The sequence below is a fragment of the Nocardiopsis sp. EMB25 genome (assembly GCF_026797795.1).
Taxonomy (GTDB): domain Bacteria; phylum Actinomycetota; class Actinomycetes; order Streptosporangiales; family Streptosporangiaceae; genus Nocardiopsis; species Nocardiopsis lucentensis.
On the sequence record NZ_JAMTDN010000001.1, the window covers coordinates 2278403 to 2301876 of the forward strand.

Annotated in this window: 14 protein-coding genes; 3 read left to right on the forward strand and 11 right to left on the reverse strand. The window is 67.8% G+C overall.

Annotated elements, in window-relative coordinates:
* Nucleotides 1–39 precede the first annotated feature (39 nt).
* The 3 genes from KIK06_RS09835 to KIK06_RS09845 form a co-directional block, all read right to left on the reverse strand.
* A complete protein-coding gene (locus tag KIK06_RS09835; RefSeq protein ID WP_268642914.1) occupies nt 40–324 on the reverse strand; it encodes a hypothetical protein in 285 nt (94 codons plus the stop codon).
* Nucleotides 325–1085: 761 nt separating this feature from the next.
* Nucleotides 1086–1868 carry a DUF4253 domain-containing protein gene (locus tag KIK06_RS09840; RefSeq protein WP_268642915.1) on the reverse strand — a complete coding sequence of 261 codons (783 nt, stop codon included), beginning with the start codon at nt 1866–1868 and terminating at the stop codon, nt 1086–1088.
* Between the two features lie 241 nt (nt 1869–2109).
* Nucleotides 2110–4755 carry a DEAD/DEAH box helicase gene (locus KIK06_RS09845; RefSeq protein WP_268642916.1) on the reverse strand — a complete coding sequence of 882 codons (2646 nt, stop codon included), beginning with the start codon at nt 4753–4755 and terminating at the stop codon, nt 2110–2112.
* Between the two features lie 152 nt (nt 4756–4907).
* On the opposite strand from KIK06_RS09845, the gene KIK06_RS09850 reads away from it, so the two are divergent.
* On the forward strand, nt 4908–8318 hold the full coding sequence (locus KIK06_RS09850) for a helicase-related protein (protein WP_268642917.1): 3411 nt from the start codon (nt 4908–4910) through the stop codon (nt 8316–8318).
* 96 nt (nt 8319–8414) lie between these two features.
* On the opposite strand, the gene KIK06_RS09855 is transcribed toward KIK06_RS09850, so the two are convergent.
* From KIK06_RS09855 to KIK06_RS09890, 8 genes are all read right to left on the reverse strand, one after another.
* Complete coding sequence (locus tag KIK06_RS09855; RefSeq protein ID WP_268642918.1) at nt 8415–12449, reverse strand: Eco57I restriction-modification methylase domain-containing protein; 4035 nt, start codon at nt 12447–12449, stop codon at nt 8415–8417.
* A gap of 229 nt (nt 12450–12678) precedes the next feature.
* Nucleotides 12679–14115, reverse strand: a complete 1437-nt coding sequence (locus KIK06_RS09860) for a plasmid pRiA4b ORF-3 family protein (RefSeq protein WP_268642919.1) — start codon at nt 14113–14115, stop codon at nt 12679–12681.
* Between the two features lie 747 nt (nt 14116–14862).
* The gene (locus KIK06_RS09865; protein ID WP_268642920.1) at nt 14863–15036 is read right to left on the reverse strand and encodes a hypothetical protein; all 174 of its coding nucleotides are present in this window, start codon (nt 15034–15036) and stop codon (nt 14863–14865) included.
* A gap of 98 nt (nt 15037–15134) precedes the next feature.
* Entirely contained in the window at nt 15135–17114 is a 1980-nt protein-coding gene (locus KIK06_RS09870; protein WP_268642921.1) for an N-6 DNA methylase, read from the reverse strand.
* The gene (locus KIK06_RS09875) at nt 17111–17731 is read right to left on the reverse strand and encodes a restriction endonuclease subunit S (protein ID WP_268642922.1); all 621 of its coding nucleotides are present in this window, start codon (nt 17729–17731) and stop codon (nt 17111–17113) included. The genes KIK06_RS09870 and KIK06_RS09875 overlap by 4 nt, the downstream gene beginning before the upstream one ends.
* 89 nt (nt 17732–17820) lie before the next feature.
* Complete coding sequence (locus KIK06_RS09880; protein WP_268642923.1) at nt 17821–18081, reverse strand: hypothetical protein; 261 nt, start codon at nt 18079–18081, stop codon at nt 17821–17823.
* Between the two features lie 560 nt (nt 18082–18641).
* Nucleotides 18642–20465: a UvrD-helicase domain-containing protein gene (locus KIK06_RS09885; RefSeq protein WP_268642924.1), complete on the reverse strand. Its 1824-nt coding sequence runs from the start codon at nt 20463–20465 to the stop codon at nt 18642–18644.
* Nucleotides 20455–22347, reverse strand: a complete 1893-nt coding sequence (locus KIK06_RS09890) for an ATP-dependent nuclease (RefSeq protein WP_268642925.1) — start codon at nt 22345–22347, stop codon at nt 20455–20457. Before KIK06_RS09890 ends, KIK06_RS09885 begins: the two co-directional genes overlap by 11 nt.
* A 206-nt stretch (nt 22348–22553) precedes the next feature.
* On the opposite strand from KIK06_RS09890, the gene KIK06_RS09895 reads away from it, so the two are divergent.
* Together KIK06_RS09895 and KIK06_RS09900 are read left to right on the forward strand one after the other, a co-directional pair.
* Entirely contained in the window at nt 22554–22934 is a 381-nt protein-coding gene (locus KIK06_RS09895) for a hypothetical protein (RefSeq protein WP_268642926.1), read from the forward strand.
* 69 nt (nt 22935–23003) lie between these two features.
* Nucleotides 23004–23444 carry a hypothetical protein gene (locus tag KIK06_RS09900; protein ID WP_268642927.1) on the forward strand — a complete coding sequence of 147 codons (441 nt, stop codon included), beginning with the start codon at nt 23004–23006 and terminating at the stop codon, nt 23442–23444.
* The last annotated feature ends 30 nt before the right edge of the window (nt 23445–23474 follow it).

Genomic DNA, 23474 nt, shown 5'->3' on the forward strand with positions numbered 1-23474 from the left:
GGCGGAGGCGGGCGCGGCTCACGGGTCGTCGTTCCTGCGTCAGATCCAGCCGATGTACCGAAGCGTCGGAACCAGATGAGTGACGGCATAGAGCGCGACCGGGGCGACCTCTTCCGACTCGCCGAACAGGGCGCGAAGCTGGTTCTTCGTCCGGTCGCCTTCCTTGGTCGGAAGGAGTTGGGACTTCGGTCCCAGATCAGCGATTCCCAGATCGCGGACTCGCTCGACGAGTTCTCGCCCGCAATGCATGTGCAAGCCCTCCAACGCCGGAGAGGTTCGTTTCGGCCAGTCGTCCTCTCCCGGGAAAACCACGTTGACCGCCATCCAGACACGGTCGCTCCGAGTGGGTACGCGGTGGATTCCGGCTCGGCGCCTTCCGTTGAGCAGCATCAGTGGATGAGGAGTGTCGACAGGTACCGGATCCGGGAGGCGCGGCTTCAGGTCGCGTTCTCCGTTCTTCCACCGGGTATCCCGGATCGTGACGCTGGAATGCCCCTCAACGGAGAGGGTCCAATCACGAACAGCGCCTTCCGACTTCACACTCTTACACGTCAAGCCGCTGACCTGCGTTTCTCCCAAAGGAGGAGTGAGGGTGAGCTTCTCATTAAGGGGGATGGACAACGAAGGAGATCTCCTTGCCTTTACGGGGGTCACATCCTAGCACCAGAAGGATTTCGAATGAAACCACAGCCCACCAACCTGGAAACGCGAAGATAGGCCAAGGATCCCACCGAAGGCCCACACATTCACGACTCGGAATCAGCAGGCGCAGATCCCATCCGCCAATCATCCATGATCGCCCACCCAACAATACTTGAAACAAAATACCAAGTCCACAGGAAGTCCTTTTCATCCATATTCGCGAAGTTGAAGCACGACACAGCAACTTCATGTCGCATCTCTAACAATCAGGTGATTCGTGGTCATACAGAGTGTCGACGTGATGCCTCACGAGGAGCGGCGGGAACGCTCGGAGAACAGCGGTCTCCAGCCACCGGCTCGCGACCTCCGGGACAGAGCCGACATCCAGTCTGTTTCGGTGCCGAGGGTTCCCACTGGGTGAGCCAAACCGCAGAACCGCCCCCTCAGTCCCACCAGAAGGTCCAGACGGGACGGTCGACGAGACGTTCGGCGTAGTCCCGGAGCCGGTGAGCGTGCCCCTGCCAGATCTGGTCCGGGCAGAACGCGAAGTGCTCGGCGGCCACGCGCAGAGCCTGTTCGGTGTCGGCGGGCGGCGCGGCGACGCTCAGTGTCAGGGTGTCGAAGCCCAGGCCCAGGACGCGCGCGCCGAAGCGGTGTTGCCAGTCGGCGACGACGGCGGCGAACACGGCGGTGTCGTTGTCGTAGTTGAGCGGGCCCGACCATCCGCACGCGATCAGGGCCTGCGCCCCCGATGAGGCCCGCACCAGGCCCAGACGCTGCCCGGACACGTGCTCGACCAGGAGATCGGCGCACTCGGCGGCCTCGTCCTCCGCCGCCCCCTCGGGCAGCGAAGCGGCGGGAACCGTCCCTGGCCAGTCCGCACCGAAAGGGGCGGTCACGTTCGGGCGCGGTTCCGTCTCCCCCAGATCGGGGTCGAAGGGGCCGGTGTACCCCGCCCACCACCCGGCGAGGAGTTCCGCCGGATCGTGGTCCGTGAGCGGGGTGAACCGCTTGAGCGTCGGCGCCTCCCGGAACCGATCCCGGTAGCGGTCGAAGTCCTCCAAGAGCAGCGGCCACCACCCCGAACGCGGGGACTCGGCGAGCAGCCGGGGCCACAGACCCACCGGGACGGGTTCGTCGCTCACCCAGAGCAGGGGGTCCCCCGCGTGGGAGGAGAGCATGCGGCCGGAGGGAAGCGGGACGGACAGACACGCCTGAGGATCCATGGCCGCCAAGGTAGAGGGGCGGAGTGACGATCGACGGCGGACGCGGTCCGGGAAACCCGTCACGGTGACATCGCCCATCGCCGTGGCCAACGGCACCGGACAGGCGCGGCTCCACTGGACGACCCGAAAGTGCTCAAGGCAGTGGAGTTTCTCTCTTCGCAGGAAAACGGACCGGTGGACGGAACACGGCCAACCCGGGACTCCCCCAAGCACAGCACAGGGACATCGCCCTACTATCGCCCTACTTCTGGCCGAGCAGGCGTTCGCGTTCTTCGGCGACGATTTCGCGGGTGAGTTCAGCCTCGGACACGTCGAAGGCCTCGGGGGCGCTCTCCGCCGTCGCGGACTGGCGGGCGAAGTCGTCGAACAGAACGCTCTTGCGCGCCAGGATCTGCCTGATCCGCTGGTCAACGCCCTCCTCGCTCAGCAACCGGTGGACCTGCACGGATTCGAGCTGGCCCATGCGGTGTGCCCGTGCGATGGCCTGCCACTCGATGGTGGGCTTGAGCTGGGGCTCACAGATCACGACCACGGAGGCGGCCTGGATGTTCAGGCCCACGCCACCCGCCTGAACCTGCGAGACCAGGACCGCTCCCCTGCGGGCTGCGGAGAAGTCATCCACCATTCGTTGCCGCTGCACGGCCGCCACGGAACCTGTCAGGGGCCCGAAGACCTTGCCTGGCAGCACCTTGGCCACCAGCTTCAGGACATCCAGGAAGTGGGAGAAGACGATCACACGTCGGCCGTTGGCCTCAGCTTCCTCGACAATCTCCAGCAGCCGCCCGACCTTGCCCGAAGCTCGACCCTCCAGCATGGCGGCCTGCCGCATGGCCGCGAAGTTCCCCTCATCGACTGCCCTGAGGTAGGCGGTTCGGTCTGTCTGGGAAAGCGGGACGAACTCGTCGACCTCGACGAGGTCCGGGAGCTCGTCGAGCACGTCCTCCTGATTGCGACGCAGGTAAGCGGGAGCGACCTGCTTGCGGAACCTGCGCGGGGACAACTCGGAGGTGTCCACGACGAGACCGGGCTGCAGATAGCGCACGAGGTTGGCGAACTCCTCGATCCTGTTCTCGAGCGGAGTACCGGTCAGCAGGATCGCGCGTGGGGAACGTGTGATCAGCTGCGCTGTGCGGCGGGAGCGTTTGGCGTCCGGGTTCTTGACGTAGTGGGCCTCGTCGACCACAACGCACGCCAACTCCTGGATGCTCGACAGCTGGCTCTCGAACCGGGCGAGGGTCTCGAACGTGGTCACGGCGACCCCGCCTCGGTGGATCCAGGAGCGCAGTGCCTGGTCACGCTCGGGACCGTGTGCGCGGTGGACACGCAATGTGGACTTGGCGGTGACCTCACGTGTCCAGTTGGTGACCACTGCCGCAGGGCAGATCACCAGGAAATGGCTCTCGCCGAGCGCGCTCAGATGGGCGAGGACGGCGAGGGCTTCGACGGTCTTCCCCAGACCCATCTCGTCGCCGATGATGACCTTGCGCTGCACGAGGGCAAAGCGTGCGGCGAAGCTCTGGTAACCGCGCAGAGCCGAGACCTTGAGGTGGTCGGTCTTCAGCGCGAGGTCGCGGATGGCCTGGACGATCTCGTCAGGCAGGTCACCGGTGGACGTGGACTCGTCCTCGGGGTTGAGCCCGAGTTCGGCCAGCAGGGCGAAGTAGTCCGCGGGGCGGGAGATGAAGTCGTCCCACACGTCCCCGTCGGTGACCGCCCCGGCGGCAAAGGTACCCAGGCGGGCGGCACCTTCGCACACGGCCCTGACGTCTTCGGTCAACTGATCGGGGGCAGGAGCGTGCGCGGTGGGATAGAGAGCCAGGTGTGTGGCCCTCACGAACTTCAGGCGGTCGGCCAGTGGGGCGAGTTCCTCCGTTCGAGCCACCAGGGTGGAGGTGCCCGACAGGCCGCGGGCGGCGTCCCAGGCGCGCAGGGACTGGAGGAACCTCGTGGTGTGGTCGGTGCGGTTGCGAATGTCGATGCGGGCGGGCATCTCGTCGAACGTGGTCTGCCACAGCGTCCGAGCGGCCCCGACGAGTTGTGTGGCCGACCTCTCCCCGATCCCCGGCAGCCGCATGACGTGTCCGCCGAGATTCAGGACCTCAAGCACGGTCGTGAACCCCGCGTTCGCCAGTGGGGCCGTGCGCAGCCGGTCACGGGTGGCCTCCCGCAGCCGGTCCAGGGGCATCTCGGCGAGTACCTTCAGGGTCTCCGCCTCGCGGACCTCGTTGCCCGCCCGCAGCGCGGCGTCGCGGTAATAGACCACCTGGTGCTGGGCCTGCCGAACCCTGTCGATCGCGGTGCCCAGGTCCGCGAGCACGCGCACGTCCAGAAGAGTCGGCCGGCCCGCCAGCTGCGGCACATGCTCGCCCAACGGCACCCTCCCCCGAGGCAGGTCATGGGCGGCGTCCACCCTGACTCGGCTGACGGGGACATCGAACGTGTCCAGCCGGTGAGACAGTCGTTCCCGCTCCGCCCAGGCCCGGTACTCGGCGAGGTGGGCGGCGGCGTCGGCGGCCGTGTCCTTCTTGGTGGATGAGGAGAGGAACCGGCGCAGGCCCAGCAGCGAGCGAGCCGCCTGGACCTGCGCGGGCATGTCTTCGGCCAGGGCGCGCAGGATCTGGAGATCCGTGCGAGCCATCTCCGGCCGCCCGTCCCATGCGAGGACGCCACCCAGCCGGTCCTCGGTCTCAGCGGTGATCGGCAGGACCTGCCAGGCGACCTGTCCGTCGCGGTGGACCGAGAACAGGGAACGCCGGAGATACTCGAGCGACACCCGCAAGTCCTCGTGCGCGCCTCTGCGCTGCTCCAGGACCGTACGGGCACGTGCGCTCCAGGCGTTGACCTGGGTGACGAGGGCTCCCAGGTCCTGGCGTTCTTCTCGGTTCATAAGGCTTTTCTGCGAGCGTGGGGGAGAAATGCTGCGAAGGTAAAGAGGAGGCAATGAGGAGCTTATCCTCATACTCGCGGCTTGTCTGGCGGACCAATCACACGAAGGCGATGGCCAGAAGGCCACCGACTGGGGATGACAGGAGGCTGGCAGTGCAGCTGGAAGAACTCGGGCAGGGGCTGCAGATCGAAGGTGTGGTCCCCGCTGAGCCGGTCACCGTCATCTTCGTCCAGTGGCACGGCACCTCCGCTGTCGAACTGACCTACAAGACCGCCAAGGGGGCACTGGACCAGCAGGTCATCTTCCGCAAGGACGAGGATCGCCTACGGATCGCGCAGTCCGGTTCGCGTTCCTTCGACGGCGACGCGACCGACTTCAAGGTCGCGGCCGAGGCCAAGCGCATCACCCTCGCCGGCCTGTTCGACCCGATGCTCGCGGTGGCCACGAGCGACGTGGAACCGCTACCGCACCAGATCCGTGCCGTCTACGGAGAGCTGCTGCCTCGTACCCCGCTGCGGTTCCTCCTCGCGGACGATCCCGGTGCGGGCAAGACGATCATGGCCGGTCTGTACGTCAAGGAGCTGATCCTCCGCGACGACGTCACACGATGCCTGATCGTCGCGCCCGGCGGGTTGGTGGAACAGTGGCAGGATGAGCTGTTCCTCAAGTTCGGCCTGCACTTCGACCTGCTGACCAACGACCTGGTCGAGTCGAACGTCAACCTCAACGTCTTCGAGACCCATCCCCTGCTGATCGCGCGCATGGACCACCTGGCACGCAACGAGCGCCTGCTGGCCCAGCTCAAGGACTCCGGGTGGGACCTGGTCATCGTGGACGAGGCCCACCGGATGGGAGCGCACCACTTCGGCGGGAAGGTCGACAGGACCAAGAGGTTCCAGCTCGGTGAACTCCTCGGCGAGGTCACCCGACACCTGCTGCTGATGACCGCGACCCCGCACTCGGGCAAGGAGGAGGACTTCCAACTCTTCCTGACCCTGCTGGACAGGGACCGGTTCGAAGGACGTGCCGAGAGGTCCGCCGACACCACCGGGATCATGCGCCGCATGATCAAGGAGGACCTGTTGACCTTCGACGGCAGGCGACTGTTCCCCGAGCGCATCGCCGAGACCGTCCCCTACGAGCTCACCGCCCTGGAGTACGACCTGTACGAGCAGGTCACCGCCTATGTTCGTGAGGGTATGAACCGCGCCGAACGCGTCGGCGGCAAGCGCCGCAACACCATCGGGTTCGCCCTGACCGTGCTTCAACGGCGCCTGGCCTCCAGCCCGGAGGCGATCCACCGGTCCCTCATCCGCCGGGCGGAACGGCTGGAGCTGAAGAAGCAGGCCGTCCTGAACGGCACCTACCGGGAGCCGTCCCCGAGGTTCGACTACGACCTCCTGGACGGGGACGAGTACAACGTCGAGGAGATCGAGGGTTTCGAGGACGAACTGCTGGATTCGGCCACCGCGGCACAGACAGTCGAAGAACTGGACACCGAACTCGCTGAGCTCGCCGACCTCGCCAGGACCGCCCGCGCCGCGCGCGACAGCGGCCGGGACCGCAAATGGACCGAGCTGTCCCGCATCCTCCAGGACCACGCCCTCACCGCCGACGGCGACGGGAACCCGCGCAAGCTCATCGTCTTCACCGAGCACCGCGACACACTCTCCTACCTCGCCTCCCGTATCCGCGCCCTCCTCGGCCAGGACCGGGCCGTACGGACCATCCACGGCGGTGTGAGCCGCCGTGAACGCCGAGCGATCACCGAGGAGTTCACCCACGACCGCGACTGTCGGATCCTTATCGCCACCGACGCGGCCGGTGAAGGCCTCAACCTCCAGGCCGCCCATCTGATGGTCAACTACGACCTCCCCTGGAATCCCAACCGCATCGAGCAGCGGTTCGGCCGCATCCACCGCATCGGCCAGACCGAGGTCTGCCGTCTGTGGAACCTGGTCGCCGCCAACACCCGCGAGGGCATGGTCTTCACGCGCCTGCTCGACAAGGTCGACGAGCAGCGCAGGGCCTACGGCGGCAAGGTCTTCGACGTCCTCGGCGAATCCTTCACCGGCACGCCGCTGCGCGAACTGCTCCAAGACGCCATCCGGTACGGTGAACACCCCGAGACACGCGCGAGGATGCACCAGGTCATCGACGCCTCCGTCGGCGACGGCCTCGTCGAACTCCTCAACGAACGCGCACTGGCCTCGGACCGCCTACCCGACGCGGAGCTGCGGGCCCTGCGGGCCGCGATGGACGAGGCCCGCGCGAGGCGCCTACAGCCCCACTACATCGAGGCGGCCTTCAAGGCCGCCTTCACCCGGCTCGGCGGCAGGATCGTGCACAGGGAGAGGGGCCGCCACGAGATCACCGGTGTCCCAGCCGCCGTACGCGCGACCGGGAAGGCGGCCATCGCCTCGCGCTACTCCCGGGTGACGTTCTCCCCGGGACACGTCCAGCCTGAGGGCCTGGAACGCGCCGACCTGCTGGCACCCGGGCATCCGCTGCACGACGCCGTCATGGACGAGACGATCCGCCGTTACGAAGGGGCACTGAACACCGGCACCGTCCTGGTCTCACCCGCCCTCGAAGAGCCCCGCCTGCTCGTGGGCGTCGTCGAGGAGGTGACGGACGGGACCGGGGCGAGCGTGAACCGCCGGTTGGGGTACTCCTACGTCGACGAGTACGGCATCGTCACCCCTGCCGGTCCCGCCCCCTACCTGGACTGCGTCGCCGCTCCCGACACCCCGGCCGTCGCCTCAGCGAGGCACTGGAAGTGGATGGCGGAGGCGGAGGACCAGGCGACGAGTTGGATCATCAGCCACCGGCTGCCCGAGTACGTGGCAGAAGTGCGCCCCCGTCGTGAGGCCGAGCTGACCCGCACCCGACACCTGGTCGGGGAACGTCTGCGGTCCGAGTCCGAGCGCCTGCTCGCGAGCGCTGCTCTGGCCCGCGGAAAGGAGCTGAACGGTGAGCGGCCCAAGGAGTCCTCCGAGAGCCTGACCCGCAAGGCCGCCGAGCTCGACGTCCGCCTTCAGCGGCGGTTGGAGGAGATCGACCGGCAGACTCTCATGTCCGCCAAGCCGCCCAGGCTCGTGACGACCGCGCTCGTGCTCCCCGCGACGATGGTCGAGGACGACCTCCCCGCGAAGGCGCCTCTCCACGCCAAGGAGACCAAGGAGGTCGAGCGCCGCGGTGTCGAGGCGGTCCTGCCCCTGGAGCGCGCGCTGGGTCGCACCCCGCAGGAGCAGGCGTTCGACAACCCGGGATACGACATCCTCTCGACCCAGGCAGACGGGGAGACGATCCGGATCGAGGTCAAGGCCAGGATGGAGGGGGCGGAGAACTTCTTCGTCACCCACAACGAGGTCATCACCGGCAAGAACGCCGCTCCCCGCTACCGGTTGGCCCTCGTCAGGGTCGATGTCCGCGGCCCGGAGTACGACGAGGTGCGCTACCTGGAGGACCCGTTCGCGACGACCGACCTCGGCGGGTTCGAGGCCACCGGGGTACTGGGCAACTGGAACAAGACCTGGGCCAAGGGGAGGAACCCGTTCTGACCGGGCCGTGGTGTGGCCTCGCGGCGTTCGGCCGGATCATCAACCCACACCTCACAGGAGTCCCAGGCGGGCACGGCTCGCGGGGGAACCCCCTGATCAAGCGATCCTGACCCCTGTCAGGCGGTCGAAGGACTCCAGGACCAACTCCTTCGTGCGGTAGGTACCGAACCTGGCGATCTCGTTGTTCCTCAGGCCACCCCTGGCGGTCTGGAAGGTCTCCAGGACGTACTCCGCATCGGCGCGTTCAAGCCCGTAGAGGTGGAGGCAGTAGGCGTCCAGTTCGGCGCGCAGGGCGGCCCTACGCGCCTCGTCCCACGGGAATGGCGGCCCGTCGTAACCGAGGTCGCGCGCGAACGGCGCCATGTCGTGGGTGCTGTAGACCAGTTCGAGCACACGGGGCACAAGGAACCCCGTGTGCGGCTCCAGGTCCGCGGGGGCGGGAACCGGAAGCTGTCTCCACGTCATGAGCGCCATGTGCGCACCAGTCGCTTTCTGACGGCTGGTGAAGTCGAACACGAGAGAGCTCTGTACCGCGTAGAGCGCCGCGATGAGGCGCGGCTCCTGTAGTGACAGCATCAGCGGAAAGGTGTGCCCGACCGCTGTGCACGGAATCAGAGCGGGAATCGCGGTCCGCTCGTCGGTCGCGCGGCAGACATCGCGCCACCCGTAAAGCCATCCCCGTTCCCATCCCAAAGCCCTCAGCCGCGTCGCGACGCCCTCGCGCACGTCCGGGTATCCGTGCCGCCCGATTTTGTCTCCTCTCGTGTCGTGTTCGGGCACCCAGTAGCGAGGCATGGCGACCTCAGTCTGTGACTGCTTCTCGGCGTTGGTGAGCTGGCGGATACACCCGGGCCCCGCGCCTGTGAAGGTGTTCCACCGGTGGTCGAAGTGGTGGACCATCTTGCCTTCGAGCAGGGGGAGCATTCGCTGGCCGTCACGGACGAAGACGTTCCCGTCCAGGCTCCACCCCTCGTCCTCCAGTTCCACCCGGGTACGGAAGAGACCGGAGTCGTCGGTCATGTTGAACAGGTTCTTGAACATGACATTCCAGCGGTTCCCTCCGCGCTCCGACTCGTTCCACAACACCGGCACGCGGTGGTAGATCGACAGGGTGAGGTCCGCGTCCCGGCGGGACCGGAAGACGGGCAGGGTTTGCGTGTTGGGGTTGAGCAGCCGAACCTCGCCGGGGGACAGCTGGAACACCCTGCGGCGGTCATCGAGCTCGGCCGTGTCCTGGAGGTGGAACGCGAGTTCAGCCGTCGGCTCTGGTTTCTCTTCGCCAGCCAGGGAGAGCAGACAGAATTTCTGACGACCGTCCACGCCCCGGAAGATCTTCCTGGTGTTCTCGAAGTCGTAGAGCGAGGCGACAGACCCGTGCCTGACCAGGCTGCGGATGAGCTTCTGGGAACCCGCCCCCGTCGCGATGGCGCTGGGGGCGATCACACCGATACGCCCCTGCCGATGGGTGATCGCCGTGCACCGCTCCACGAAGATCTGGTCCACCTGGAAGGAGTTGACCCCCTTGACCGCCAACCCTTTCGCGCACAGGGGATAGGCGCCCGACCTGCTGGCGAACAGGAAACTCGACTTCACATACCGACGCGCCTGCCGGTACTGCCCGCCCTCCCGCGGATGGTCGCGCGCCCACTGCGTGATGCGCTCGCGCCGTGCCACGCCGGAGATCCGGGCGATGGAGGGTTCCACCACACTGAAGTACTTCTTGTCCTCGAAGTCCAACTTGTCCCAGGGCGGGTTGGTCAGGACGCAGTCGAATCCGCCGTCCCAGCCCGTGTCGGGGTCCACGCCTTGGCCGTCGCTGGGCACCCGGAACACATCGGGGAACTCCAGGTGCCAGTGGAAGAACCCGTAACGTTCGCGCAGCCGAACGATCTCCTCGTGGGTCGCGGCCGGAACCGAGTGGCCGCCCGACGCCCTCAGGTCCTGAAAGATCTCCTGCGTGACCGGGGGCGGAGCCTCGGCGACCTTCTCCCACATGAACGCGGCACACCAGGCGTCGGCCAGGTGCACGGCCTGTCGATACCGACCAGAGGCACGCCACTCGCGGTAGACGTTCTCCTGTTCGCGCACGTCGCGGAGCTCTCCGACACGGATCTGGTAGATCTCGTGCACTTCCAGCGCGAACTCGGTGTTGGCCACCAGGGCCGCGGACCGGGCGGGCAGCAGCTCACCCTGTCCGGCGCGTTCCCACGCGTTCCGCCGGGCCAGGGCCGAAGCCACGCCCTTGTCGTCGCCCTCCACGGGCACGAAGGCGCTGTCGGGTATCCCTTCCTTGGCACGCAGCCACCCAGGGCTGGCACCAATGAGAGCGTTGCCCTGCTTGATGTGCGGGTCCAGCAGGTCGAGGGGCTTGCCGGGGGCCATTCCCTCCAGCCACAGTGACACCTTGGCGAGATTCACCGCCATGGGGTTGAGGTCCACACCGTAGACGCACCGAGCCACGGCCTCGTGCATGGCCTCCTGGAGCGCCTTCTCTGTGGGCTCGGGGGTTCCCTCCCGCAGGGCCGCGACCCTCCGGGCGATGCGGTGGGCCGCGGCCACGAGGAAGTGCCCGGACCCGCAGGCGGGGTCACACACGGTGACCGAAAGGAGCTTCCTGATGACGGCCTCGGCCGGGTCGCTTCCTCCCCCGGCCTCGGGGCCCGTCTCGGCCTGCTTGACCGCGTCGTCCAGGACGGGCTCCAGGGTCGCGTCCAGGAGGCGTTCGACCAGTGAGGACGGCGTGTAGTAGGCGCCGGTCCGCTTGCGCTCGTTGCCCGCCCGGGGCACCAGGCGGAACGAACGATCCGCCTCGTCGCACTGGGGCACGGTCTCCAGGAGGGACTCGTACACGCTGCCGAGTTCACGGGATCCCAAGCTGCGGTAGTCGACGGCCCGCCATCGCCCTGCTGCCGGATCCCACACCCTGGCCAGGTGGCGAACGGCCGTCAACAGTGCTGCGTTGGACAGCTTCGCCCCCGCCAGCGGACGGTCCTCCTCGGTCTGGGTGAACAGGCCGCCCAGGCCGATCAGCCCGAGTTCGGTCCGACCGTTCGCCTCACCCAGCGCGTCGAGAACGATCCTGAGCGCTTCGTACAGGTCGCCGTGCGGCCCCCCGCCGCCGCGGCTCGCCAGACGGCGGAGCCGGTCGGTCGAGAAGTAGTCGGCGTAGCGCTGCCGTGCGCGCTGGTCGGCGTCGGGGTGGTGCAGCAGCCCCCGGTCCTCGGTCACGACAAGGAACAGGAGGCGAAAGACGAACCGGAGCAGCGCTCCGTGCAGCGCACGCGCGTCCGCACCCGCCCGCAGATCGGTGTTGGCCGGATGACGCAGAAACCCCGTCCCCAGGGCGGTGAGAGCGCGCTCCACGTTGTCACGCAGCGCGTCCAGGGCCTGCACCTCGGAGTGGAGGGCCTCCGTTCGCCAGCGCTCCAGTCGGCAGGCCGACGCGGGCTCGCCCTCGCCCACCTCGAAGCTGGTGGCGTGCAGAACGCGGAACAGGAGGACGAACTCGTTGAAGAGCTCGCCGTCGAAGATCGTCTGCACATCGAACTCGACGTAGGAGGGCCCGGCCAGGGAGCTGGAATCGCGCAGCAGGCGAACCCGTCGTCCGTTGGTCGCGATCCCCCACAGGTGATCCGAGGTGCGGTTGAGTGCTTCCTGTACCAGGGCCTGGCCGAAGGCCCCACCCGATCGACGACTCCGGTCGAGGTCGCTGTCCCACGCCGTGATGTGGATCGGGGTGTGCTGCCACCGGTGGGTGATGGGGATGGTCCGCCCTGGTTCATCGTCCGCGGTGATCCCGCGGATCCGCAGAGCGGGCAGACGACCGTAGCCGAGTTCGTCGAACAGTGGGCCCAGCCAGTGAGCGACAGCAACCCCCATAGGGTCAGGTGACGGCTCACCCTCCCGGGTGACCGGAAGCCGCTCGCGCAGGTCACTCCACGCGTTCAGGAGGTAGTTCCAATGGCGTTCGGCCTCGTCGCTCACCGACCGGGCGCCCACGGCCCCGTAGTCGGCGGGATGGCATCCGGACAGTCCCCGCCCTTCGCTCACACGCAGAAGCATGTCGCCGGGAAGGAGGGAACCGACGGTGCGGACGGCGGACGGGGGCAGGGCGTGACCGGTGGCTGACATCGACAGTTCCTCCGGCGGGGGCTGCGGGAAGAGCAGGCGAACATGCACGCGCATGAACAGCGTCAGCCGAGAAATGCCATAACACAAGGCCACATGGCAGGTTTATCCGGTAACGGATATTCCCAACAGAAACTGTTCTCCCGTCTCCCTCTTACGCCTCAAAAACCCTCCGGGAAGAACCGGCGGCGGTGGTCAGCGACGCCGACGGCGCGCGCGGCCGCGCCATACCTCAGGCGTCTCGGGGCCAGTTCCACAGCGCGGCCCGGGCGAACAGCTTCCCCTTGGCGGTCGGACGGGCATCGCGTCCCCTCCCTTCCAGGGCGCCCAGGAAGGAGAGCACGTCATGGGAGTCGCGGACCATGTCGAGCACCGCGCCACGTGAGAGCGACCCGTCATCGGAGTCACTGTCCCTCCACCCGAGCGCGGTGAGGGCCCGGCCCACGCCAGCGAGCACATCGTCGCCTCCCCCGGCCACCACGAGCAGCAACAGCAGTCCGCCATGGGAGCGCCCGAACCTGGCCTCATCCGCGGGCATCCGCTCAGCCAGATGGGCCCACAGAGCGACCGGATCGGTGGCTGCCTTCCGTCCCGCCGGGGTCACCATCAGACGCCCCCGGTAACGGCGAAGCAGTCTCATACGTTGCGCGGTCTCCCGCAGGACACGCACGGGCATGGTCTGGTCCTCGCGGTTGAGCTTTCCCACCCAGGTTCCCCTCAGACCGAGCACGTCCGCGGCCGCCTCGACACTGGCGGGCCTGAGGTACCCGGCCTGGGTCAGCGGTATCCCGTCGGTCCCGGCATGGTCGAGCAGCCAGGCGTAGGGGGCCACCATGCGACGGGCCGTGGTCTCGTCGACCTCCGAGGGGGTGTCGGGTCCGGCCCGGTCCACCATGGCCGCCAGCAGGTCCTCCTCACCAACGTAGGAGGCATCGACGAGGAGATCCGCCACGGGACCGGAAAGTCGTGCTCCCCCTCCCGGCCCGGAGGTCCTCCGTTGTTCCCCGGCGGGACCGGGTTCGGAGAACAGTCGTCCCAGGGCCTCGTTGACGGCTGCCCGGTCGAAGGGGACCGGCGCCCAGTAGGACGGGTCCTCGTCCGCGTCGCGGTGGGCGCGAAAGTCGGCCAGTGCCTCCTCGTGGTGGGGGTGATCCGGGCGGTTGACGGCGTCCCAGAACGCGTAGCCGGGCGCACCTCCGCAGTCCTCGACCGGTGAGGGACGGCGTCCGTCCATGCACCTGGCCCGAGGGGTGGCATCGGTCAGCGGACCGGTCTCCTGGAGGGTGAGCACGAGCTCCCAGCAGTCCCCGAAGTCGTACAGGTAGAGGAGCCGGTCCCCCTTGCGTTCGAGGACCTCGTCCAGCCGCACCTGCTCCTCCGAGATCCCGGATTCCCCTTCCTCCAGGTCGTAGGGGGTCAGGAAGTGCGCGGTGGCGCGGTCGTAGAAGCGTTTGCCACCCTTGCCGAACTTGTGCAGGTGGTCGTCATCCCAACCGAACACGGCCTGGAGGATGTCGTGCACCTCGTCCAGGTACAGGTCGGACGCCAGTTCCAGACGCCGCCACAGCGGAGGGGAGGTGTGCGCGAGCTCGGCCCGGACCGTGAACAGGGCGGGCTCGTCCCGTCGGGGAAACAGGTTCGGTGTGGAGGATCCGAGTCCGAGGAACATACTGTGACCGTAGCGACTACTCCCGGTCCTCGTGCACCTTTCGCCCGAGCAGCCCGATCGTCGTTACAGATCTGGAGGCGGCCGTGGCGGCTCCTCCAGGATTGGGTTACGTCCTGGCAGACCGACAGCGGAGTCCGACTTGCGCATCGAGCGCATCAGCGTCGACGGCGTCCGTGGGTTCAGCGGACCCACCGCCGCCGGGGAACTGGAGTTTCCGGTTCCCACCGATGGTCACGGTAGCTGGACCGTCCTGGCCGACCGTAACGGGTCGGGGAAGACCACACTGCTGCGCGCCATCGCTCTAGGCCTGGTCGGACCCTCCTGCGCTCGAAATCTTGTTCCGGACCTCGAACACCGGGTCACCCGGGGAGAGGACTTCGCGGAAGTAGCCGCCACGGTCACCCCAGCGGGTGGAACACCTACACCGGCCCGGGGCGCACTCCGGAACGCTCCTTCACCGGCGTGATCCGCTGGCGCCAGGGCGAGTCCACGCGCGGCGGTTCCCGTGTCACGGGCCCGGAGGACGTGACGGACGGTCGTGACACCGAGCTCCCCGGTCGCGGTCCCTGGGCGGAGGACAGCAGCGGCTGGTTCGTCGCTGGCTACGGCCCCTTCCGTCGGCTCGAAGGCGGTGCCTCACCCGCCCAACGCCTGACCATGAGCCCCGGACCCGTCTCCCGTCTCGCCAGTCTCCTCAACGAGGACGTCTCCCTGTCCGAGGCGGTCGAATGGCTCAAAGACCTGCACCTACGTCAGCTTGAAGGCAGAGAACAAGCCGGGGAACGCCTGGGTTTCGTCAAGGACATGCTCAACGACGGCCTGTTGCCCGACGGTTTCCGAGTCGAACGGGTGGACGCCGACGGCCTGTGGGTGCGCCACGGTGCCCACACATCCGCCCTGCCCGAACTGAGCGACGGCCATAGATTCCCCCTAATCGCACCAAGCGGACGAGAAGCGGGAGAGGGGACTCCCCCCGAACGGCGGGGCACATCCCGTGTGGTGTTCCCTCGGACGGTCCCTCACCAGAACTTCCCGTCCGCTTCTCCGGCATCAGAGTCGAGGGGCAGTTCCACTCCGAGTGCACTGAGCCTTTCCCGGAACCTACGGTCCGCCGCTGCGCTGCGCTCCCACAGCTGCCTGAGGGGATCACCGTAGCGCTCCTTCCAGTCGTACACGGTGTCCACCAGCACCCGCTGACGGGCCTGCACCAGGTCCCGCGCCTGGTCCAGCAGGGTTTCGCCCAGTTCCCGCGTGAGGAGGTCCGCCAGGGCGTCGCGTTCTCCGTAGAACCGGCTGGTGATCTTCTCGGCGTGCTCCGCCCAGCACTGCGCGAACACTCCGGCGAGATCGTATTCATCCAGGACACCCGTGGACACGAGCTGCCGGCAGAAGAGGTCGACCAGGGTCTGTCTGAAATCTCCGAGGGTGCGGCGGGAGGAGATGGTGTACGCCTGGCGCACCACCGAGGGCCAGGAGAGCCGGAGTGTCTCACCGAAATGGTCGATCGCCGGTTCACACAGGTCGGAGAGGCGGGCGGCGACCGCTTCGTAGTCTTCTCCGTCTCGGGGAACCACATGGCCGTCACAACGAAGGGCGAAGAGCTGCAGCACGTCGAGGCCGAAGGCTCGGAACGGGCCGCGTACACGCATAACCTCGTCCGGGGGAACCCCGCCGTTCAGGGCGGCGTTCAGGTCGAGAACGGGACCCTCCTCACCCACACGATCGACGTACCCGCCGATGTGGAGGCTGTGGGAGTTGCGGGCGATCTCCTCCCAGGGCACCAGTCGTGAGAACCCGGGCACGGTGTCACGTCTGTCGAAGACCCGGACGATCTTCTCGATGTGGTGGGGCTCCAACCGGTTCTGGTTGCGTCCGGTGGCCACCTCGCTCTCGGCGTCGACGAACAGCACGTCCGACGGCGTCGGCCGGTCTTCCTCAGGGCGCCTGAGAACGAGGAGACAGGACGGGATGGCCGTGCCCTGGAAGAGGTTGGGGCCAATGCCGATGACCGCCTCGATCTCCCCTCGGTCCAGGAGCGCACGGCGAATGCTCTGCTCCTGCCCGCCGCGGAAGAGGGGGCCGTGTGCCATCGCCACGATGGCCCGGCCTCCGGGTCGGAGCGAGGCCAGGACCTGCTGGACCACCATGAGTTCGGCCCGTCCCGCCGACGTCCTGCCACGCAGGTCGCTGGGCTCACGGAACGTGCCGGGATCGTAGGCCAGGGCGAAGGGAGGATTGGACAGGACCCGATCGAAGCAACGCCCTCGCTCATCCGTGGGCCGCCACGAGGTGAGTGTGTCCTCGTGGCGGACGAGGGATGGATCCGCTCCGTGCAGGTAGAGGTTGACCCGGGCCAGGAACACGCTCTCGCCGTTGATATCGGCACCGCTGACGGGCGTCTCCCCCCTGGACGGCAGACCCACATGAGCGAGAGCCGCCACCAGGGTTCCACCGACGCCGGCGTAGAAGTCACCCACCACCATGCCCAGGCGCAGGTCGGCCAGGCGAATGATGAGCTCGTTCACCGATCGGGGAGTGAAGAACGCTCCTCCGGCTTTGCCCATGCGCTCACCGACCAGGCTCAGAAAGCGGTCGAAGACCTCACCGATCCGTGTGTCGTCCCCTTCCACCTCAGTCTGACGGAGCAGCCCGTGAACCGCTCGGACAGCCTCCGCCAGACGCGCCTCCGGAAAGTCCGTGAAGGGGACGGTGTCGGGGAACAGACCAGCGTCGTCCTCCTCCTCGCGCCACTGCTCCCACTCGGATCGCAGAGCACGCGCCGGACGCTCGAAGGCCGTGGCGACCACCCTGTCCAACCTGGTGGTCCGTCGTCCGTCGTCCCAGCTGTCGAAGAGGATCGAGGTGCCGTCCGGAGCACCGCCGAGCACGAGCATCGCCGCGATCGCCCGGGCCGCGTCGAGATCGCCCCTGCCGGCGAGCCTTTCCTTGGCTCGCAGGAGTTCGTCGGCCTGTTCGTCCACCGTCCAGATGTCGTTCACACCCAGGTCCCTTCCAGGAGCGCGGCGAAGACGGACGGACGCAGGGCCTCCATGCGTTCCACGACCGCCCGTTTGGCCGTGATCGCCGCGTTCATGTCCGTGAGCGTGTCCACGATCTCACCTTGCAGGCCCCACGGCGGCACGACGACGTCCAGGTCCCGCAGCGCAGCGGCGTTGAACGAGGGAACCGTACCCGACAGCGCGGGTTTCCTCAGCGCTTCCATGGTCTGCGGTTGGGACAGGTAGGCGGCCAGGTACTCGGGCATCACGGGCGTTTGAGGGTTGAGCCGCACACGCAGGCACGAGGAGCCGTAGACCCATCCGACCTGTCCCGGTTCGATGAGAGCGAGTCTTCCCAAAGACCCCTGTCTGACGACGAGGAGGTCCCCCGCTTCCAGGACGTACGACGCGAGCTTCGGCTCGTGGGAGCGGGGGACACGTCGCAGGTGCCGTGGGTCGACACGGTGGTCATCGGTGAAATCGGCGGGCGTGACCACGGGGATGCCGTCCGGGTGGTCCCCCAACTCCTTGAGGTGGGCACCGGAGGGCCCCGCCTTGACCCGAGCGATCTCACCGAGCCTTTCCCGCCCGTTCTCACCAGGCCCTGTCAATCGCATGGTTCCCTCTTCCTGGGTCCTCGTTCGCGCGGCCGGCCCCGGCCGCAGCGGTGGGGCGCCCCGAAGGGCGCCGGGCGCCCCGGTCAGTGTCAAGCCTCGCAGGACCGGCAGCCGTTCAGCGGCCGGAGAAGACCGGCGAGGAAATCCCGGACCTTGCCCTTGACCTCCTCGGGGGCGTTGTCCGCCAGGTACAGGAGCACGGCCCCGCAGAACGCGGCCGGGTCCTCGCGGACGGCGGTGGTGACGAGCAGAAGAAGGACGACGATCACCAGGACCGCACGCGCTCCGCGGGTCCGGGGGGTTGCCCCGTCGGTACGGGACGGGGCACCATGATCGTCGGGGGTGTGCATCAAGTCCTACCTCCTGGTTCCCGTGTGGACACGGGGTGAGCCGCACCGCCCTACCGGGCGCCAACCACATGGGGCGGTGCGGTGGTTTCGGTGGAATCAGCGTTCGGAGCGGGAACAGGGCACCGAACCGCGGAGGAGCCGACTGACGACTTCGGCTTCGATGACACTGCCTAGGCTAGCACCAACAAAAAATCTAAGCCACCTTCGAATCCACACTCAGGCACTCGCCGCAACGCCGCCACGCCCCTCCACGCCCCTCCACGCCCACGACACGGAAAACCAAAGGGCGCATCATCGCACATCAGACCCCACATTGCGCCCCCACCGCGCATCTGTGTCGCCATGAAGCCTTCCCATGCACTCACAATAGTGACTCACATCACTATCCCCAAAGCCAACGAGCGCACCCGTCAGCGACCCGCACAAGCAAGTAAGCAAAACCTGTTTCGCTTGAACTCCATTCGCCCGATCATCTGCTCCCTACCGATGAGCAGCGATAGACGCGCCCCAGGCTCTGGTCCCGCCACCAGTGTGTGGTGGGGCCAGAGCCCGAGGAGGTCTCAGTCGAGCGTCCGGAATGCGATCTCACGTTCGTCCAGGAACGCCTCCACCCAGGGAAGGTGCTCGTCACACAGGGCGAAGGCCAGCAGACGGCGGGCACGGGTGGCCCCGACGTAGAGGACGTTCAGGTCCTCCGCCGACTCGCGGATCCGGGGCGGCGCCCCGTCCACCCAGGAGGAGAGCAGTTCCTCCACACGTTTCCGCGTCCTCACCGTCGGTCTCGGCACGATGACCAGGACCGCGTCGGCCTCCTCCCCCTTGACCTGGTGGATGTTGGTCACCGTGCCCACCTCCACCCGAGGTGTGGCCAGGGGTCCGCTGTGACCACCCACCTCATACGCCGGTCTGGCGTCGGTGGGAGCGTGCCTTCGCACCCACCTGGGTGTGGCCTCGGGCAGGCTCCTGCCGGGGTCCGGGGCGTGGCGTCCGAACACCTCCTGGGCCCGGGCCCGCCACTCCCCCGTCGTCCGGTCCAGGTCCGGTAGGTCCCGCAGCACCAGTGCCCGGGCGCGCTCGATCCCCTGAGCCGTGACCGCGTGGCGCTCCAGTCTGTCGGCGAGTGGGATCCCGTCCGGCCCGTACCACACGTCCAGGATGTTCGCCCGGATGATCTCGGCGGCCCTGTCCCGTTGCCGGGTCGGTGCCGCCTCAGCGCGCAGTACACCCACCGCCCAGGCGACCTGTCCGATGGGGGACCCCGGCGGCCGGGGCGCACCTGCGAGGTCCCTGGGCAGGCACGACCGCCAGGGAGCGACCACGTACCTCTCCGGTACGGAAATCCGCAGCCGATCGGCTTCCCCGCAGAAGGCCCGGACGTGATCGACTCCGTGCGTCGGCAGGGGGATGAGGCGGATCGGCTCCTTGTCACCCGCGTGCTCACCCACGGCCGTATCGGGCTCCGGTTCGGCCACGCGCAGTGTCGCGGCCAGGTCGCAGATGACCTGGCTGGAGCGCCAGTTGTGCCGCAGGCCCAACGTCCGAGCCCCGTTGAGGACGACCGGCTCCTGTTCGGCGGCCACCGTGTCCCGGAAGCCGTAGATGGCCTGGGCTGGATCACCGACGACCATGACCGGCAGGCCGAGGTCCACCAGAGACCGTACGATCCCGCGCTCTTCGGCCGAACAGTCCTGCGCCTCGTCGATGACGAGTTCACCGAACCGACGTGTGAGGACGGTCCTGACCACACTGGCCAGCCGCTCGTGGGCGAGGTGCCGCAGGGCCATGCCCCGGATGAGGTCGCCGGTGACGTACCCCTGCGCGAACAGTGCCTTGAGCTTTTTCGCCGCCCACCACTCCAGGTGGTCCGGATCGCGTCCCTGAAGCCTGTCCCGGGCTGACTCGTTCAGGGATGCCTTTCCCACGCGTAAGCCGTCGACGTCAACGAAGGAGAAATCCTCCAGGCTCAGGTCGCCGTTGTGGGCTTCGGGATGGCGCTCCCACGATTCCAACCGGCGCCAGGACCGTCCGCCCTTCTCCGGCGGCCGGAGGTGGGGCCGGACCAGATGGAGCCAGATGAAGGTGTCGAGCGTGCCGATGAAGTGCGGGAAGGTGGTCAGGTCCGGCCTTGCCGCCTCATGGCAGCGCCTGCGCAGCTCACCTCCGGCGGCCTTGGTGAACGACGTGATCGCCCTCCCCTGGCGTGCCGGAAGCGCTCGCTCCAGGTGGCGGTCCACGATGACGCGGGTCTTACCGGCTCCGGGGCAGGCGCGAACGCTGAGGAGCTGTCCAGGCCCGATATCGGCCTCGGTGACCGCGCGCTGTGCCGCTCGTGCGTGTTCGCACAGTTCATGCACGTGATCGTCGTTTCGTGCCTCAGCCAGCATCGGTGGGCTCCTTCCGGGTGATCCACTGGAGGGCGTCACGGAAGTAGGCGGGGGGTGTCAGCGGTCCGAGCTGGGCCGAGACCTCCAACAGGTCCTGGGCAAAGTCACCCTTGCGGACCTTGCGTTCGCCGAACATGTCGGCGAACGCCCGGTCCCGTTCATGGACGGGTTTGGCGAGGAGGCCGTCCCAGTCCTGCGCCCACACCTGGGGACGCTGGTTCCTCCAAGCCCGCTTCAGGAGGGGGATGTTGCGCTCGTCGGCCGACATCAGCTCGGGTTCGAGGGTGGTGCGGTTGGCGAAGACCCGTGCCACGTCCTCGGTGGCGCCCAGGTCGGAGAGGATCTCGCGGAGGTTGCCGGGGCGGTCGACTCTCCTCGCGGGGTCCAGGCCGTGGAAGTCTCCGTCGGTGACCACCGCGACGCGCCGAGCGATGCGGTGGCCGGTGCGCGGATCCTTCTTCAGCAGGATCCGCAGGTACGGCTCGAAGTCGACCCCGTCGATGGGCACCACCGCCGTTCCGCGCAGACGCTGCACCCCTGCCCGGTCCAGAACCCGCTCGGCGAGGACCGGGGTCAGGATGGTCTCGGCGATCCCTTCCAGGAGCAGGACCCGTGGGCCGAACAGCATCGTGCTGCGGGTGGCGTTGAGGTACTGGCGCACCTTGTTCAGCACCGGGTCCTCAAGACCGAGGCCACCGACGGCGACCGCCTTCGAGCGGTACTCCGGCCGACTCGACCGCACGGGCGGTTGGGTGCTCTCATCCCCCTGCCGTGCTCCGGCTTCCCGGCGCTCCGGCTCCACGTGGCGGTGCCGTTGGAGGACGACGAGGTTGCGCGGACCGACGGCGGTGGCGATGTGGGGCGAGTGCGTCGTGACGACGACCTGGATGCGGCCCAGCCACGCGCCCCCGGCCGCCTGGCGTCGGTGGCTCCTGGCGGCTTCCTGTTCCAGGTAGTCCATGAGGATGGTCTGGAGCTGGGGGTGCAGGTGCGCCTCGGGCTCCTCCACCAGCAGCAGGGTGAGGTCGGCCTCCGCGGCGTCCTGGAGCTGGGTGAGGACCGTCGCCATGAACAGGAGGTTGGCGTACCCCAGCCCGCTCTGCGCGAGGTCGCGCGGGTCGAGTTCGGCCTGTTCCAGGCGCAGACGAAGGGCGCGGGCCACGGAGGTGAGGGTGGCCTCCGCGAAGCCGACGCCGACCCGTTGCGGGGACACCCCCTCGGTGAGCCGGGTCAGCCCCTCCTGGACCTGGTCCGCCGCTGCGGTCAGCGGCGTGAGCCCCTCGATGTCCGCGAAACGCTTCTCCACATCGTCGATGAACGCCCTCCGCTCGTGCTCGTCCTGCAACAGGCGTTCCATCACGTACTGGATCCGGCTGCTCGCGCTGGATGCGAGATCGCGCTGGGCGTCCCGGAGGGGAGGCAGGTACAGGTGGCGGATGCGTTCGCGGGCGGCGGGTTCGGGATCACGGTCGGATGTGTCGGTCTCCCCGGCCTGCCAGGAGACGGTGCCGCGCTGGCCGCTGAAGGCGGGGGGCGCGTAGGTGAGCCGGTAGCCCATCGAGGCCTGGTCGGAGTTCAGGGCCTGGTTGTAGACGGCCAGGTCGTCGAAGTCGTGCGACGCGAAACGTCCGGCGAGTTCGACGGTCCGCTGACAGGTGTCGTGGTGTCCGCCCTCGGGGCAGCCGTCACGGTGAAGGTCGTCGCGGCGCAGGTGGATGTCGCGCCTGCCGTCGAGAGGGGCGGTCAGGTGGCGGATGGCGTCCATGACGTTGGACTTGCCCGCGTTGTTCTCCCCCACCAGGACGGTGACGCCTGGTCGGAGTGCGACGGTCGCGTCCGCGAGCGACCTGAAGCCCTTGATGTGCAGCGATTCCAGGTACACGATTTCTCCCGTCGTGAACTGTATGAAGACGATGCTAACAGTTTCTTATACCATCTACGACGCGCACAGCAGGAGAGAGGTTCCGAGAACCTCGATCGATCTGGCTCCCCTTCGAAGCGATCCTCGAAAGCCACCAGCTCTCAACTCTCTTGTGGTAACTTTCAAAGAAGACAGACAAACTCCAAGACAGGCCATCCGGAGAGACGATGAGTACCTGCACCGGAACCACGAAGACGGTCCGCACCACCCGCGTCGAGACCGTGACCACCTGTTGCTGCCAGACCCAGCACGCCGACCGCCCGGAACGAAAGACGGGCGCGCAGGGTGAACTCCGGCGGCTCATCGAGGCGGGAGAGCTCCGTCCCGGGGAGTCACTGGTCTGGGAACGGCCGCGAAAGCAGGAGACCCACCACGTCACGGTCAACGCCGACGGAACGGTCACACCGCACGGCACCGACAAGCGCCACTCCCTTTCGACCGCGGCGGAGTTCTTCGCGCAGGGCTCGTTCAACGGCTGGAAGGCGTGGCGACGGGCACGGGACGGTGCACGTCTGGACAGGCTGCGCGCCCTGATGGAGCACCGCTGACCCCCGCACGTGCCCGCTGCGAAGCATGCGCGTACCGCCGGTCCACCACAACACGAACAGGAAGACTCCATGTCCCATGTCATCCGGATCGACGACGAGGTGTACACCGAGCTCCAAAAGCGCGCGCAGCCCTTCGTGGACACCCCCAACGACGTGCTCCGCCGCGCCCTCGGACTGAACGCGCCCACGGGAGAACACGGAAGCGCGGGTACCGAGCGATCGGACTCACCCGTGATGTCGGACGGTGAGCACGACCGCGGCGCACTCTTCGACATGGTCAAGGCGGGGAGTCTCTCCCCCGGTGAGCGGCTGGTCTGGGACCGTCCGCGCCGGGGAGAACGGCACACCTCGACGGTCACCCCGGGTGGGCGTGTGCGTGTGGACGGCAGCGACTCTGCGCCCTTCAGGACGCCGTCGGGGGCCGCGCGGTCGATCTGCGGACACGAGATCAACGGCTGGCGTCAGTGGCGCCGCGAACGCGACGGGGTCCTCCTCGAAGACCTGCGTTGACCGCTGGCCGCACGCCGGCGCGGTTCTCCC